Source organism: Vibrio rubrogenes, assembly GCF_059641415.1.
Genome location: NZ_JCARSY010000049.1, coordinates 1 through 16225, shown reverse-complemented (window position 1 = coordinate 16225; position 16225 = coordinate 1). Strand labels below are relative to the sequence as shown.

At 51.0% G+C, this 16225-nt stretch carries 13 protein-coding genes and 1 riboswitch; of the genes, 2 read left to right on the top strand and 11 right to left on the bottom strand.

Annotated elements, in window-relative coordinates; genetic code table 11:
- Positions 1–20 precede the first annotated feature (20 nt).
- The 11 genes from AC55NX_RS19285 to AC55NX_RS19235 form a co-directional block, all read right to left on the bottom strand.
- Positions 21–1274, bottom strand: coding sequence for a valine--pyruvate transaminase (locus AC55NX_RS19285; protein ID WP_496997211.1), 1254 nt, complete (start codon positions 1272–1274; stop codon positions 21–23).
- A 223-nt stretch (positions 1275–1497) separates the two neighbouring features.
- A complete protein-coding gene (gene atzF, locus AC55NX_RS19280; protein WP_496997210.1) occupies positions 1498–3279 on the bottom strand; it encodes an allophanate hydrolase in 1782 nt (593 codons plus the stop codon).
- 17 nt (positions 3280–3296) lie between these two features.
- Positions 3297–6926 carry an urea carboxylase gene (uca, locus tag AC55NX_RS19275; protein WP_496997209.1) on the bottom strand — a complete coding sequence of 1210 codons (3630 nt, stop codon included), beginning with the start codon at positions 6924–6926 and terminating at the stop codon, positions 3297–3299.
- A gap of 90 nt (positions 6927–7016) precedes the next feature.
- Positions 7017–7658, bottom strand: coding sequence for an urea amidolyase associated protein UAAP2 (locus tag AC55NX_RS19270; protein WP_496997208.1), 642 nt, complete (start codon positions 7656–7658; stop codon positions 7017–7019).
- Positions 7658–8419: an urea amidolyase associated protein UAAP1 gene (locus AC55NX_RS19265; protein WP_496997207.1), complete on the bottom strand. Its 762-nt coding sequence runs from the start codon at positions 8417–8419 to the stop codon at positions 7658–7660. Before AC55NX_RS19265 ends, AC55NX_RS19270 begins: the two co-directional genes overlap by 1 nt.
- A gap of 73 nt (positions 8420–8492) precedes the next feature.
- Positions 8493–9311, bottom strand: coding sequence for an ABC transporter ATP-binding protein (locus AC55NX_RS19260; protein WP_059123180.1), 819 nt, complete (start codon positions 9309–9311; stop codon positions 8493–8495).
- Positions 9312–9315: 4 nt separating this feature from the next.
- A complete protein-coding gene (locus AC55NX_RS19255) occupies positions 9316–10137 on the bottom strand; it encodes an ABC transporter permease (protein ID WP_496997206.1) in 822 nt (273 codons plus the stop codon).
- Between the two features lie 50 nt (positions 10138–10187).
- A complete protein-coding gene (locus AC55NX_RS19250; RefSeq protein ID WP_496997205.1) occupies positions 10188–11267 on the bottom strand; it encodes a putative urea ABC transporter substrate-binding protein in 1080 nt (359 codons plus the stop codon).
- A gap of 71 nt (positions 11268–11338) precedes the next feature.
- Positions 11339–11436, bottom strand: a riboswitch (guanidine-I (ykkC/yxkD leader).
- A gap of 235 nt (positions 11437–11671) precedes the next feature.
- Positions 11672–13738, bottom strand: a complete 2067-nt coding sequence (glyS, locus tag AC55NX_RS19245; RefSeq protein WP_496997204.1) for a glycine--tRNA ligase subunit beta — start codon at positions 13736–13738, stop codon at positions 11672–11674.
- A gap of 14 nt (positions 13739–13752) precedes the next feature.
- Positions 13753–14676 (bottom strand): glycine--tRNA ligase subunit alpha, encoded by a 924-nt coding sequence (gene glyQ / locus AC55NX_RS19240; protein WP_496997203.1) that lies wholly within the window; start codon positions 14674–14676, stop codon positions 13753–13755.
- 110 nt (positions 14677–14786) lie between these two features.
- Positions 14787–14930: a hypothetical protein gene (locus AC55NX_RS19235; protein WP_496997202.1), complete on the bottom strand. Its 144-nt coding sequence runs from the start codon at positions 14928–14930 to the stop codon at positions 14787–14789.
- Between the two features lie 125 nt (positions 14931–15055).
- Here AC55NX_RS19235 and AC55NX_RS19230 point away from each other — a divergent pair, with 125 nt between their 5' ends.
- Positions 15056–15610 (top strand): TMEM165/GDT1 family protein, encoded by a 555-nt coding sequence (locus AC55NX_RS19230; RefSeq protein ID WP_496997201.1) that lies wholly within the window; start codon positions 15056–15058, stop codon positions 15608–15610.
- A 106-nt stretch (positions 15611–15716) separates the two neighbouring features.
- Positions 15717–15974 (top strand): hypothetical protein, encoded by a 258-nt coding sequence (locus AC55NX_RS19225; RefSeq protein WP_059123185.1) that lies wholly within the window; start codon positions 15717–15719, stop codon positions 15972–15974.
- The last annotated feature ends 251 nt before the right edge of the window (positions 15975–16225 follow it).

Sequence of the window (16225 nt, the reverse complement as noted above, 5' to 3'; positions counted from 1 at the left end):
GGGATATTCCCCCTTGATACTTAAACCCCTTCCCCATAGGCCTTTGTGACTTCTTCTGCGATGATATCAATCCCTTTTTGCATCTGTTCGTCGTCTTGCACATAATTCATCCGCAAGCATTGATGACCGTGTTCCCATTCTTCCTGCTGACCGATAAAGAAATACTCTCCGGGGATAATCAGTACCCCCCGATCTTTCAAGCGCTGATAGAGTTCCATTGTGGTGATCGGCAGTTCGTCGAACCATAGCCAGAGGAAGATGGCACCTTCCGGTTTGTGGATCCGAAAACGCGGATCAGGAATCGCCTGTTGGAGCAGTTTGATGGCGCGTTGGGATTTTTGCCGGTAGAACGGTTGGATTACATGGTCACTGAGGCGCAGTAGATCGCCTTGTTCAATCATATAATTGGCGATTGCCGGGCCGATACTGCAGGGGGAAAGATTAATAATACCGCTGAGATTCGTCATGGCTTGGGTGATTTCTTCATTAGCTATCACGATTCCGCAGCGGACGCCCGGTAAGCCGAGTTTCGACAGGCTCATACATAAAATGGTGTTTTCATTCCAGAACGGCGTCACATCTTCAAAAATAATATTTGGAAACGGCAACCCATAGGCATTATCGATAATCAGCGGAATCTGATGCTGACGTGCCAGTTGATCGAGTTTACGGACTTCTTCGTCTGTCAGCACATTGCCGGTTGGATTGGTTGGGCGGGAGGCACAGATCGCGGCAATTGAGTCATCCACTTGCAGATGTTCGAAATCAATATGGTATTTGAACAAGCCATGATCAAGCATTTCGATGTCTGGCCGGTAAGAGATAAACATCTCCTCATGAATGCCGGCATCCCCATAACCAATATATTCCGGGGCCAGAGGCAGCAGAATTTTCTTATGTGAGCCGTCCGGTTGTTTGCCTGCCAGCAAGTTGAACAGATGAAAAAAGCTGCTCTGACTGCCATTGGTCAGGCTGATGTTTTTTTCTGAGATATCCCAACCGAGGTTTTCTCGCAGCAGCGCTGCCAGCGTCCGCAGAAAGGCGTCTTTTCCTTGCGGACCGTCGTAGTTTGTCATGGCAGCAACCAGCTCGCCGCTATCGAGCAGCGACTGGCTCGCCTGATGAAAATAATCGAGCATGGCTGGGATGGCTGCCGGGTTTCCGCCGCCGAGCATAATGGCTCCGGGAGTGCGAAGGCCGGTGTTGAGATCATCCATGAGCTGAGTGATACCTGAGTATCGGTTAAATTTTTCACCAAACGAAGAGAACTGCATGACTGAATTACCTGATATATTTTTGTAATAGGAAAGAATCGCTTTTCGTGACCGGAAATGATGCCGGGACATCAGTAGGATGATTACGGCACTCATCCACAATGTACCGACACCTGAGTTAACCGTAATGATTTTTGCTTGAAAAGCAACTCTTACCTCTTGATTTATCTCCTCCATCTTTAGGGGGATTTCGTACAGGTTTGCTGACAGGCCGTGTTGTGTGCTATCTCTGAACCGGGGATGTGCGCAAATAGGTTCGCCAGCCGCCAAAGTGACTGATATCTGTGGCATCGCTGAGGCCGATCGGTTCACAGATAAATCCTTTCACCCAGTCACCGTTGGCCAGCTCAACGGTACCCAGACCGAGCGGATGTGGAATCTGAACAAGCAGGGCACCGATTGCCTGAATCGGCACCGACCAGATTTCAACCTCAATACTTGTGCCTTCGGTTTCATTGCGGACGAGGCCGGGACGTTGCGGTGGATCGCCGGCCAGCGCATACAAGCGGTAGTTTGCCGCTGTGTGAGTCTGTTGTTTGAGGGTTGCTCCCACGCTGGTGAGCTGGTGGTTGAGCGGTAATCCCTGCATGTGAGCCCCACAGACCAGCAGATCAAGGTGCGACGTCTGAGGCGGATACTGGCCACTGGCTCCGACGGGTAAACGGATACGTTGTTGCCATTCGCAAGCCAGATCCATCAGCTTTCTGTCGGAGAATGCCGGGGCAAACAGGGTAAAGCCGAATGGCATGGCTGTGTTGGTGAATCCGCCCGGGATTGCAATGGCACAGTAATCGAGCAGATTCATGAAGTTAGTGTAGTAACCAAGATTGCTGTTGCGTGTGACCGGATCCTGATTGACCGCTTCAATCGTGTAGATCGTTCCTGCGGTTGGTGTGATTACCACATCGACATTGTCCAGCAAGGCATCACAGGTGACTTGGTAATCCTGCAACTGATAAAACCCTCGGAAAGTATCCACGGCTGACAACTGTGTGGCCTGGCCGATAATGGTCTGAATCACTGGCAGACAGCGTGAGGCATCCTGTTCGAAAAACGACTGAATGGCAGCATAACGTTCAGCAACCCACGGCCCCTGATACAGCAATTTAGCGGCGGCGAGAAACGGCGATAAATCAAACGGAACCAGTTCTGCGCCCAGAGCCGTCAGTCTCTCGAGTACCTGTTCGAAACTGGTCTGGTATGCCTGATTCCCGAAAAAATTCAGTTGCTCCGGTTGTGGTACACCGATACGTAGTCCCTGAAATGTAACTTTCGGGAGCGTATGAATCGGGTGGACATCCGGTCGGGCGTAGCTGTCCTGACGATCATAGGTCGCAGCGACCTGATGCAACAACGCCAGATCTTCACCGTGACTGGTAAAAAAGGTGACACAGTCGAGGCTGCGACAGGCGGGCACCACCCCACGGCAACTGAGTACGCCTTTGGTTGGTTTGAGCCCGTAAATATTATTGAAAGCGGCCGGCACCCGACCCGAACCCGCGGTATCCGTTCCCAACGCAAACAGAACCTGACCGGTGGCAACTGCCACGGCACTGCCCGCACTTGAGCCACCGGAAATATATTCAGGATTGAAGCTGTTGGTGGTGGCTCCCCACGGACTCCGTGTTCCGACCAGCCCGGTCGCAAACTGATCCAGATTGGTTTTCCCCAGCGGAATCGCACCGGCAGCAATCAGGCGTTCGACCACAAACGCGGAATGTTCCGGATGGTAGCGATATGCTTCGCATCCGGCAGTGGTTGCCAGCCCCGCCAGATCGATATTGTCCTTGATGGCGAAAGGAACGCCATACAGCGGGAGTTCGTCTACATCGCAGGCAGACAAATCATCAAGGTATTGATCGAGTTGTGCGGGGGTGATGGTACTGATCCAGGCTTGGTGTGAGTCTGCCTGAGCCAGCTTTAGTTGTTGATGTAAAAAGTGCCGTACCGAGAGATCTCCACTGCGGTACGCGGTCTGTAATTGTGAGATGGTGAGTATGGTCATCGGTTTGCTTCCTTACATCATGAAACGGGATGAGTCGTCAGGCTGGCTGACTCAGCCGTTCTTATGGTTAAAATGGGCTGACCGGCCTGAATCGGTGAACCGGCTGTATGACAAATGGTCTCAACGGTGCCGCTGATCGGTGAGGTGACTTCCAGCTCCATTTTCATCGCTTCGAGAACCGCAATGGTCTCACCTGCCGTGACGGTTTGGCCGGGCTGAACCTGTATTTGCCAGATATTACCGGTGACATGACTTTCCACCGCTTCGCAGCCCTCATCGACAGCCCAGCTCTCAGTTTCGGTTTCCAGCGTGACATCTTCAGCAATAAAATTAGCCTGACCGCTCTCAGCCCAACGCTGTCTTTCAGCTTCGAAAGCCGTTTGCTGACGGGATTTGCACTGCGCAATTGCATCGGCATGGTTTTCAAGCAGCTTTTGGTATTCACCCAGCGAGAAAGTCGTGGTTTCTATTTTTAACGGATACTGGCCTCGCGGATGTTGCTGACGAATGGTGTGTAACTCATCGGCACTGACCGGATAGAAGCGAATCTGATCAAAAAATTGCAACAGCCAGGGTTGTTGGAAGTAAGGCGTAGTGCGGTAGCGATTCCACATCTGTAAGGTGCGCCCGACGAACTGATAGCCGCCCGGGCCTTCCATTCCATAGACACACAAATACGAGCCACCGATACCGACCGCGTTTTCCGGTGTCCAGGTCCGGGCCGGATTGTATTTGGTGGTGACCAGTCGATGGCGCGGATCCAACGGTGTTGCGACCGGTGCACCGAGATACACATCACCCAGTCCCATCACCAGATAGCTGGCATCAAAGACGATCTGCTTAACGTCATCGACCGATTGCAGGCCGTTAATCCGGCGAATAAATTCAATATTATCCGGACACCACGGCGCATCTTTTCTGACCACTTCTTCGTACTTACGAATCGCCAGCCGGGTGGCTTCATCATCCCAGGACAGCGGCAGGTGAACGATTCTCGCCGGCACTGTTAACTGGTCAATATCCCCCAGTTGTTGCTCTAATTCGATCAGTGTGTCGAGCAGTTGTCGGCGGGGCAGATGCAGATTGTCATAGTGAATTTGCAGCGAGCGAATCCCCGGCGTCAGTTCCTGAACACCGGATAATTTGCGTTGCTCCAGTCTGAGCATGAGCGCGTGTACGCGAAAACGCAGCCGGATATCCAGCACCTGAGGCCCGTATTCCACCAGCAGAAAATCTTCACCGCACTGGCGGTAGATGACCTGTTCCTGATTGGCTGAGGCCGGGATTTCAGCGACGATCGGGGTGTCTGGCAGCGCTGGTGTGAATGGATAGGGCTCAACCTGACACCGGCGGATCTGTGCATGTTGCCGTTGCTCGGCATCTTCCGCTTCGGCCAGAGAAACCGGCACAAAGTGAACCTTATCGCCTGCTTTGAGCTGACCGATTTTCCATAAATCAGCTTTGATCACGGTGGCCGGGCAGACGAATCCGCCGAGACTGGGGCCGTCCGGTCCCAGAATGACCGGCATATCACCGGTAAAATCGATGGTGCCGATCGCATAAGCATTGTCGTGGATGTTGGACGGGTGCAACCCGGCTTCGCCGCCGTCCGGGCGGGCCCAGTCCGGTTTCGGGCCGACTAAACGGACACCGGTGCGGCTGGAGTTGAAGTGCACTGTCCAACTGGCGGCAAAGAATGCCTGAATATCATCATCGGTGAAAAAATCCGGAGCACCATGCGGGCCATACATGACGTGAATCTGCCAGCTGTCGGACAGTTCCGGCAGGGCGGCCGGATGTTCCGTCACGCTTTGCGGTCGGCTGACGGACGGATCCAGATGCAGCACATCTCCGCTACGCAGGGCGCGTCCGGTATGCCCACCGAACTGACCTAAGGTAAACGTTGATTTGCTGCCGAGATAATCCGGACACTGAAAGCCACCTTCAACCGCCAGATAACTGCGGGCTCCGGGGCCGGTAATTTTACCCAGCCGTAAGGTTTGACCGGCTTGAACCTCAGTGATAGCGCCCATTTTCAGTGGTTTATCGTCCAGCGTGGCCTGAATCTCTGCACCGGTCAGAACAATCTGTTTGGTCATGTTGAATCGCAGTGTCGGACCGGTCACGATGATCTCCAGTCCGGCACAATGGTCATCATTGTGTAGCAACTGGTTGGCCAGCCGGAAGCTGAGAGAATCCATCGGCCCGGAGGGTGGTACGCCGACATGCCAGTAACCCTGACGGCCCGGATAATCCTGAATCGTCGTCTGAGTGCCGCCATTGAGAATATCGACGGTCTGTGGTTGATAAACAAAGTCATCCAGACTGCGGGTCAGAATCTTACCCGCTTGGAATAATGGCGTCTGAATCAGCTGTTGTAGATAACACTGGTTATGCTCCGGGCCGTACAGACTGATCTGGCGGAGGGCTTGGATCATGCGATCCAGTGCCTGAGCGCGATTCGTGCCGTGAACGATAATTTTTGCCAGCATCGGATCAAAATATGGGGAGACGTCTACCCCGGCTTCGATCCAGTGTTCGATGCGTAAACCCGGTAGTTGCGGCCATTCGACGTGGCTGATTAATCCGGCACTGGGTTGGAAGTTTTTATTCGGGTCTTCCGCATAAAGGCGCACCTGAATCGCATGACCGTTGGGCTGGTTGTCGTGCTGCCATGCGGATAAGTCGAGTGTGCCGGCGCCTTGCTGAACCATCCACTCGACCAGATCGATACCGAAGACTTCTTCTGTGACGCCATGTTCGACCTGTAAGCGGGTATTCACTTCCAGAAAATAGAAATGCTCGCTTCGCTGATCGAGTACGAACTCAATGGTTCCGGCACTGCGATAGTTCACCGCGGTTGCCAGCCGGATAGCGGTCTGGCGGAGCGCCTGACGCGTGGTTTCACTCAAATTCGGTGCCGGTGTTTCTTCGATGACTTTTTGGTTGCGACGTTGTGCCGAGCAGTCCCGTTCACCGAGCGCGATCACTTGTCCTTGTCCGTCACCGAAAATTTGCACTTCAATATGGCGTGCCTGTTCGATAAATTTTTCTAGGAAAATACCACTGTGACTGAAATTGTTTTCGCTCAGTCGTCGTACCGAGTCCAGAGACTGGGCCAACTCTGCGGCATTGTCGCATCGCTGCATGCCGATACCGCCACCTCCGGCAGTACTTTTGAGCATCACCGGATATCCGATTTGTTCTGCCTGTATTTGTGCATCTTCAAGATGGCTGATGAGATCACTGCCCGGCAGCAGGGGGACATTGGCTTGTGAGGCTATCGCCCGGGCGGAATGTTTCAGGCCGAATATGGTCATCTGCTCCGGCGTGGGGCCGAGAAAAGTGATGCCGGACTGCTCACATAAGGTGACAAATGCCGGGTTTTCACTCAGAAAACCGTAACCGGGATGAATGGCATCCGCTTGGCAGGATTTCGCCAGCGCGATAATTTTTTGCTGATCGAGATAAGTCGCGGCCGCAGCGCCTTCTCCGAGAGAGTAGGCTTCGTCGGCCTGAAGGACATGCAGACTTTCAGCATCTGCTTCACTGTATACCGCGACACTGGTGATATTCATCTGCCTGAGCGTTCTGATTATCCGGCAGGCAATCGCACCGCGGTTTGCAATCAATACCTTATTCAACATAAGTGATTCCGTTATTTTTTGGGTCGTCCCGTGGGTCTTATGAGCGGAATCGGGGTCGTCCCCGGCTCAGATTTTCAGACGGGCGAGGGCTCAGACGTCCCAGACCAACACGTCTATCGGTGTTGGGTTGTAGGCATTACAAGGATTGTTCAGTTGCGGGCAGTTAGAAATCAGCACAATGACATCCATCGCTGCTTTGAGCTCGACATATTTGCCCGGAGCACTGATGCCGTCTTCAAAGGTCAGACCGCCGGATTCGGTGATCGGTACATTCATGAAAAAATTAATATTGTGGGTAATATCGCGTTTGGTCATGGCGAATTCTTCATGTTCGCTGACCGCCAGCAGCCAGCTGTCACGGCAAGCGTGCATACATTTTTTGTCGATGGCATAGCGAACCGTGTTGCTCTCGGTCGCACAGGCACCGCCCAGAGTATCGTGACGGCCACACGTATCGGCAACAATCTCCAGCATCAGGTTGCCCTGATCGGAGAGGATTCGGCTGCCGGCGGTCAGGTAGACATTGCCCTGCTCACGAATCGTATCGATTGCGCTATAGCGTTCCGCTGGATTGTTTGCGTTGTAAAATAGTGTATCTGCGGCCTGATTCCCTTCCAGATCAAGAATACGGACCGTCTGCCCCTGATGGACGACTTTCATGTAGTAGTCACCGGCCGCAACGGTATCCCGGCGGATTGCATCTTCAGCGCGTAATGGACTTTCAATAATCATCAGAGTACCTCCTGAGGGGATATGCAGTGGTAGCGGCGGTTATTTTCAAGACCGCGTTGATTTTCATCTTTTCCGTGTGCGGGTTCGGTAATAATGGCGGTTTCACTGGATTGGGTCAGTGTCAGTTGTACGGGCTTAAACGGATATTCAGACGCCGGGTTGAGCGGATGCGGGCAAGTGGTCAGGATGACCAGTGTTTCCATTTCGAAATACAGGGCAATACTATCACCGGGCTGGCTATGGTCTTTCTCATAGATGAGGTGACCCGCCGCATCGGTGCGTACCTGGCTGAACAGGTTCAGATTGGCGGCCAGATCGCGTTTGCCGAGGCCATATTTGGCAACTTCAACCAGCAGAGCGTCATAGCCGTTCTGTTTCCATTGATTCCGGTCAGTTTGATAACTGCGCTCTCCCCATTTTTGGGCTACTTTGGCTTTATTGGTGACGCCACAGACGGTGTCGATCCAACCGGTATCATCGTGTTCGATGCGACAAAAGATCCGCCCCATATCCGAGTAAAGGCAGTGGCCGGCCGTGAGTTTAAAGGTGTGCTGGCATTTGAGTGTATCGGGGGCATTGTAGCGCTCCAGCAGATTTTCCGGATTGTAAAACAGTACACTCAGATTCGCACCACCTTCAATATCGGTCGCTGTCAGTGTATAGCCGCGTGGTATTTTCATCGACCAGTGAGAGGCACCGGGAATGACTTCAGTAAAAATAACTTCTGGGGCTGAAGGTTGCGTCGGTTTGGTATAAGACATTATTTTTTCATTCGGTATCTTTTCATTAGACACGTTTTCATTAGATATGGTTGTATTAGACATTGTGCGTTCCTCAGATTGCATCAGGAATCGGTGGGCTCACCGGACTGAAACGTTCAGTCAGCAGATGAAGTGTCTGATCGGATTGAGCCGCGGTTTTATGTAAAGGAATATCGAAGGTCACTTGTGCGCCGTAGCGTTCCGGTGATTGTGGGTCAATACGCGGATGGTCAAACACCCAAATCCGGCTGCCAAGATGGAAGCCTTCGCTCAAATCGTGGGTAATCATGAATACCGTCAGATGTTGTTCCTGCCACAGCTTCCGTACCAGTTCGTGCATGTCTTTACGAATGCCGGGATCCAGCGCCCCGAATGGCTCATCCAGTAACAGAATGCGCGGCTGTTTGACCAGTGACTGAGCGATTGATAGTCGTTGGCGCATTCCCCCGGAGAGCTGGTGGGGATACTGATGTTCGGCATGACTGAGTCCGACTTGTGCCAACATGGCGCGAGCCTGTTGCTGAGCCAGTTGCCGCTGGTGGCCAAATGTACGGCCCAACAGGTGACCACTCAACTGAGAACAACCGAATTCCAGCCCGATCATGACATTCTCCAGTACGGTCAGGTGGGGAAAGACCGAATATTTCTGAAACACAATGCCCCGCTCGACGCTGGGTTCTTGCCGAAGCGGTTGACTGTCGAGCAGAATCTCACCCCGGCTGACTGATTCGGTTCCCAGTAACAGGTTGAGAAAGGTGGTTTTACCACAGCCGGAGGCTCCGACAATACTGATAAACTCGCCTTCATGGACATTGAGGTTGAGCCGTTCAAGGACAATGTTATCGTCGTATTCTTTCCACAGATTGCGGATTTGCAGCATCGGTTGTTTCATCTGCTTACCCTCCCTGAGTCTGGTGATGCCATGGGTTGATCCGGCGGGAGAGGTGCCTGAGCAGCCAGTCCATCGCAAAAGCCAGCAGGGTAATCCACAAGACATACGGCAGAATGATGTCCATGGACAGATAACGCCGGACCAGAAAAATCCTATATCCCAGCCCTTCGGTGGCGACGATTGCTTCAGCAGCAATCAGAAACAGCCAGGCGCTGCCCAGCGTCAGCCGGACGGCATCGATGAGATGTGGCAAGATTTGCGGGACAATCACGCGGACAATCATTTGCCAGCTATTGCCCCCCAGTGTCTGCGCTTTGATCAGTTGTTCTGCTGGGAGTGACTGGGTTTTTAACTGGATATCACGGATGATGATTGGGCAGATCCCAATCACGATAAGGGTAACTTTGGATAGCTCTCCCAGCCCGAGCATAATGAATAGGATAGGGAGGATCGCCATCGGCGGGATCAGGGAAATCGCAGTCACGAAAGGTGATAACGAAGACCTGATCAGGGGAAGAATACCATTGGCGACCCCAAAACAGAGACCGATGAGCGCACTCAACCCGACACCGATACCCAGCCGTTGCAGGCTGGCTAGTGTATCGTTGAGCAGCAGATACTCTCCGGTCCGTTTGCTTGGTGTGAATGCCATCCGCTCAACAGCAGTAGCAAAGCTGCTGAAAGAGGGCAGCAATTTATCTGCCGGGTTGACGCTCAGACGGGCATCCGAGGCGACAAGGTAGATGATAAGGACAATCACAAAGGGCAAAGCCCCTAACATCAGGCGCAGTAACGGTGAGGGTTTCCGGTTAATGAGTCGGGTCATAACTACTCCAGATCCACAGTTGGTTCGGTGCGACAGTCGACTTCACACGATTACAGTTTTTGTTCGGCCGCCAGTTGCATGTAGGTCGGATTGAAGCGGAGCTTAATATTGTCAGCATTACCGAATACCCCGGTCGGCGTTTCGATGCCGATAAAGTTGGCATCCGGGGCGCCTTCGCCCAGCAGACCGTGATCAAAAGAGAACTGCGCGACTTTCTGCATGGTTTTCATTAATGAAGCGCTGTTGGTAAATTGCACCGCATCGGCAGGCGAGAAGAACATTTGGGTGGCCTGTAGTTGGGCGTTATAACCGGCCAGATCGGTGCCAGATGCTTTCGCCATCATCGTTTTGGCAGCGTCGGCCTTGTCTTGTGATTTCATCACTGACATCACTTCATACCATGCACCGGTCAGGGCTTTGGCAAACTTGGGGTTGTCTTGCAGGGTTTTGGTATTGGCGACCAGCAGATCGATAATTTCTCCGGGGATTTTTGCTGAGTTAAATACCTGTGATGTATCGGGAAGTGCGGTAATTTCGCTCAGTAATGGATTCCAAGTGACGACAGCGGTGACATCCTGAGTCTGATAAGCCGCTACGATATCGGCATCGGAGGTGTTGACGACATGTACATCTTTTTCTGACAAGCCAGCGGCTTCGAGTGCCCGGGCCAGCAGGTAATGTGACACGCTGAGTTCGACCAGATTGATATTCTGACCTTTGATATCAGCCAGCGTTTTATGTGCGCCTTTTAAAACGATGCCATCATTACCCGCGGAAAAATCACCGACGATGACAGCCGTTGAATCAACGCCACTGGCTGCCGGAATCGTCAGGGCATCCATATTGGTCATCACGGTTGCATCGAACTGTCCTGCGGTGTATTGATTGATCGATTCAACATAATCATTGACCTGAACGACGTTGATTTGAATTCCATATTTATCGGCCCACTTTTTCAGAATGCCGGAGGAATCAGCATAATCCCATGGCATCCAACCCACATAAATCGACCATGCTAACGTAAATTGTGATTTTTCTTCGGCAGATGCCGGACGGGAAAGCGTAAGAGAAGATATGAGAGTGACAGATAAAACGAGTGCCGTGAGATACGGTTTCAGGAAAAATTTCATAGACCACCTCCACTGTGGGTCATAGGTATGAACAAGCGCATCAGAGACATAACCAATAATATAATTGGTTGGCCTCCCGGGCTTTTGTCCCGCCGTGTGACCTCCGCTGAGGTTGACGTCTCTCGGACCAGTCACTGCCGTGGCAGCCGGAACCCTAGACATCTATTTGACAAATTGTGATTAAAAATACTACTGCTTATGCTCTTCGCAACTAACGAGAGAAAACAGCAAAGGACATGCCAAACCTTAAAATATTATAAATAACAATAAATTAAATTGATGTTTTTGTTTCTTGTTGGCGAGTCGGTCACCGTGCTGGTGCATTTTTGCACTGTTTTGGTGGGGGCAAAAAAGCCCTGCATGAATGAACAGGGCTTTGTGAATGCTGTTTCTGTCTGATCGGATTATTTCTGCAATACCGAAATATCAGCAATTTCTAAGAATAGATTGCGCAGATCGTTGAGCAGGGTCAGACGGTTGATTTTCAGGGCTTCATCATCCGCCATGACCATCACATCTTCAAAGAATGCGTCAACCGGTTCTTTGAGTGCCGCCAACTGGTTTAGTGCTGACTGATAATCACCGTTAGCAAATGCCGGTTCCAGAGCTTCACTCAGAACGGCGACATTCTCTGCCAGTGCCACCTCAGCCCCTTCTTGAAGCAGGGCTAGGTCTACCTCTTCTGCCAGTTGACCGTCAAATTTGGCCAAAATATTACCGACACGTTTATTGGCCGCAGCCAGTGAATCTGCTGCATCGAGGGTACGGAAGTGAGAAACCGCTTTAACACGCTGATCGAAATCAGTCGGTTTGGTTGGATGACGAGCCAATACGGCCTGAATGACATCAACGCTGAATCCCTCATCTTGATACCAGGCGCGGAAACGGCCGAGCATAAATTCGATCACATCATGTTCTACATTTGCATTGGTGAGTTTATCACCGAACTGTGCTGTCGCTTCGGCAACTAAATCAACCAAATCTAACTGATAGCCGTTTTCGACAATAATCCGCAGAATGCCTAATGACGCCCGGCGCAATGCGTATGGATCTGACCCTTTCGGTGCCTGACCGATACCAAAAATACCGACAATGGTGTCAAGCTTATCGGCAATCGCGACTGCAGCGGAGATGGCGTTGCTCGGCAGACGATCACCGGCAAAGCGTGGCATGTACTGTTCATTGAGTGCCAGAGCAACCTCTTCCGCTTCACCGTCATGGCGCGCATAGTGCATCCCCATGATGCCCTGAGTCTCGGTGAATTCAAACACCATGGAGGTCATCAGGTCACATTTTGCCAGTAACGCTGCGCGGGTTGCTTTCTCGACATCGGCACCAATGCTTTTTGCAATATAGGCGGCTAACACCGCAATCCGGTCGGTTTTATCTTTGATGCTGCCCAGTTGTTTCTGGAAGATGGCCGTTTCGAGTTCTGGCAGACGATCAATTAACGGACGTTTGCGGTCATTGTTGAAGAAAAACTCAGCATCTGCGAGACGGGGGCGAACTACTTTTTCATTCCCTTCAATAACGTGGCGTGGTTCTTTTGACTCAATATTAGAGACGAAAATGAACTTTGGTAGCAGGTTTTTATTGACGTCGTAAACCGGGAAATACTTCTGATCACCCTTCATGGTGTAAACCAGTGCTTCTGAAGGAACTTTAAGGAATTTTTCTTCAAAAGAAGCGGTTAAAACGACCGGCCATTCGACCAGCGATGCAACTTCTTCAACCAAGTCTTCTTCCAGATCTGCAATCCCACCAACGTCTGTCGCTGCTTTTTTTGCATCCGCAATAATGATTGCTTTACGGGTTTCGTAATCTGCGATGACTTTGCCGCGTTCCTGCAGAATGCCGGGATACTGGCTTGCTGATTCGAGGGTCAGTTCAGGTTCACCCATAAAGCGGTGACCGCGAATTACCCGGTCAGACTGAACGCCGAGGATCTCACCTTCGATCAATTCTTCATCCAACAAAATGGTCAGGGTTTTGACTGGGCGGATAAATTGGGTGTCTTGGTCGCCCCAACGCATCGGTTTGGCGATTGGCAGGTTCGATAACGCTTTGGCAGCGAGTTCAACCATCAGTGCTTTTGCGGACTGGCCTTTTACCGCTTGTTTGAACAGCAACCATTCCCCTTTATCGGTTGTCAGCCGTTCTGCTTGTGCAACCGTAATTCCGTTGCCACGGGCCCAGCCTTCAGCCGCTTTGGTTGGGTTACCGTCAGCATCAAATGCGGCGGTAACTGCCGGGCCGCGTTTTTCGACGACTTTGTCCGGCTGCTGTTCTGCCAATGCAGTGACTTTCAATGCCAGACGGCGCGGTGTGGCGTACCACTGCATTGTTTCAAAAGGCAAATCAGCAGCGTTGAGTTCGGCCTGAAAGTTGTTGTAAAACGCTTCAGCCAGTGTGCGAAGCTGTGTCGGTGGGAGTTCTTCCGTTCCCAATTCGATTAAAAGTTCTTTAGCCATGCTTTTCTCTCCCTTTATGCCTGTTGGTCTTGCTTTTTGCACATTGGGAAGCCCAACGCTTCACGAGATGCGTAATAAGCTTCTGCGACTGCTTTGGTCAAATTACGAATCCGTAAAATGTAGCGCTGACGTTCTGTCACCGAGATCGCTTTGCGTGCATCGAGCAGGTTAAATGCATGTCCTGCTTTTAAAATGCGTTCATAAGCAGGTAACGGGAGTGGTGTTTCTAGTTCCAGCAGATGCTGACACTCTTTTTCACATTGATCGAAGAAGGTGAACAGGAAGTCCACGTCTGCATGTTCAAAGTTATAGGTCGACTGTTCGACTTCATTTTGATGATAAATGTCACCGTAGGTGACTTTACCCAGCGGCCCGTCCGTCCAGACGAGATCATAAACGGAATCGACGCTCTGAATATACATTGCAAGACGTTCTATTCCGTAAGTAATTTCACCAGTGACGGGTTTGCATTCCAGACCGCCGACTTGTTGGAAATAGGTAAACTGGGTGACTTCCATACCATTGAGCCAAACTTCCCAGCCGAGTCCCCATGCGCCCAGAGTCGGGTTTTCCCAGTTATCTTCGACAAAGCGGATGTCGTGGACTTGTGGGTCAATCCCCAGAGCTTTCAGTGAGCCCAGATAAAGTTCTTGGATATTATCCGGTGACGGTTTGATCATCACCTGAAACTGATAATAGTGTTGCAGACGGTTCGGGTTTTCACCGTAGCGACCATCGGTCGGGCGACGGGAAGGCTGCACATAAGCTGTCGCAATTGGCTCGGGGCCGATTGCGCGCAGGCAAGTCATCGGGTGAGACGTGCCTGCACCCACTTCCATGTCTAAAGGTTGAACAATCGTACATCCTTGACGGGCCCAATAATCCTGCAGCGCGAGGATCATCCCCTGAAAGGTTTTGATATCATAGTTTGTTTGCATAGTCGGGTTCGCGCGAGTTGTTTGAATCATGAAAAATAACGTTGAATTATACCGATATATTGACGCATCGAGTAGTGGCAATCTTGTTTAATTGTTGTGCATTGTTCTTTTCACGGCATAAAACCGATACGATGCTTGTTTTCCGCACATAAGCCCGTTAAAATCGCTGCGTCTTTGGGGAGTAGCTTACCACGCCATTGGTTCAGAATGGGACAATTCTGCGGCAATGTTACTGGTTCGTTCGTCAACATCATTGGTGCCCGTCACCGTGGCGTTCGAGACTCGCAGGAGTTTAGCAAGACCTTAGACAAATATTGCGGTACTAGGGGTAGGGCGCGATATTTGTCTATGGTTAGTCATCCTGCCCCGAGAGCATGTCGTGAATATTTTAGCTATATCAATCACAACTGTAACGCTGGCAGAGATCGGTGATAAAACTCAACTTCTTTCATTAATGTTGGCAAGCTGCTACCGCAAGCCGTTGCCAATCATTAGCGCTATCTTCCTTGCAACACTGGTCAATCATGCCCTCGCGGCCTGGCTGGGCGTCGTCGTTGCTGAATACCTTTCTCCGGATATTTTAAAATGGGTCATCTTCGTCAGCTTTTTAGCGATGGCAGGCTGGGTGCTGATTCCAGATAAAATGGATGATGCTGGTGCCTGTTCGAGTCGGGGCCCGTTTGTCGCCAGTTTTATTGCGTTTTTCGTAGCAGAAATCGGGGATAAAACACAGATCGCGACTTCCGTGTTAGGGGCTCAATTTGCCGATGGTTTGCTCTGGGTTGTTTTGGGTACGACCATTGGGATGATGATCGCGAATGTGCCGGTGGTGTTGATCGGGAAGCTTTCTGCTGATCGACTACCTTTGGGGCTGATCCGGAAAATAACAGCTGTTGTGTTTGTCGGCTTGGCTGGCGTAGCAATTTTATACTGAGTCGGTTATTGGTGAACAATATCGGTGACAAGCGTGATATCTGACATACATGCGTCATCAATCTCATGCTACTGTGATGCTAGGACGTCAACAAAGGGAGTTGCGTATGTTAGTTCGTTACACTGGCATGAGCTTGAAAAGCCAATTCTACTTGTACGCTTTTGGCTTTATTCTGACCATACTGGGCATGATGTTAACCGATATGTGGTTACCGATGGTGGTGGGTTCTCTCATTCTGATGGGGTTGCTCGTTGAGTCTTGGATCCAGATTTTTCATGTGGTGCCGCTGCATCAGGAAGTTCGCGCCCTGAAAAAACAGGTGGAAAAACTGCAACATCATTATCAGGATGAGAAGAACCTCTGATGCTTCAGCGTGTCAGACATGACATGTTTTGTGATGCTTATTCCACTTCTTTCGGGCAACTTTTTGCTCACCGGGCAACTTCTTGCTCGCCTCCGGGCAAGATCTTGCTTGTATCTATCTTTGTCTCTTTATAACTATTTGATTTTATTAGTATGTGTGAGTTGGCACACCCCTTGCTCTAACAGTTCAAGAGCCTAAAGGTTCTATGTGCATTAAAAACATGAACTTATTATAGATAATTGAAGGAATTA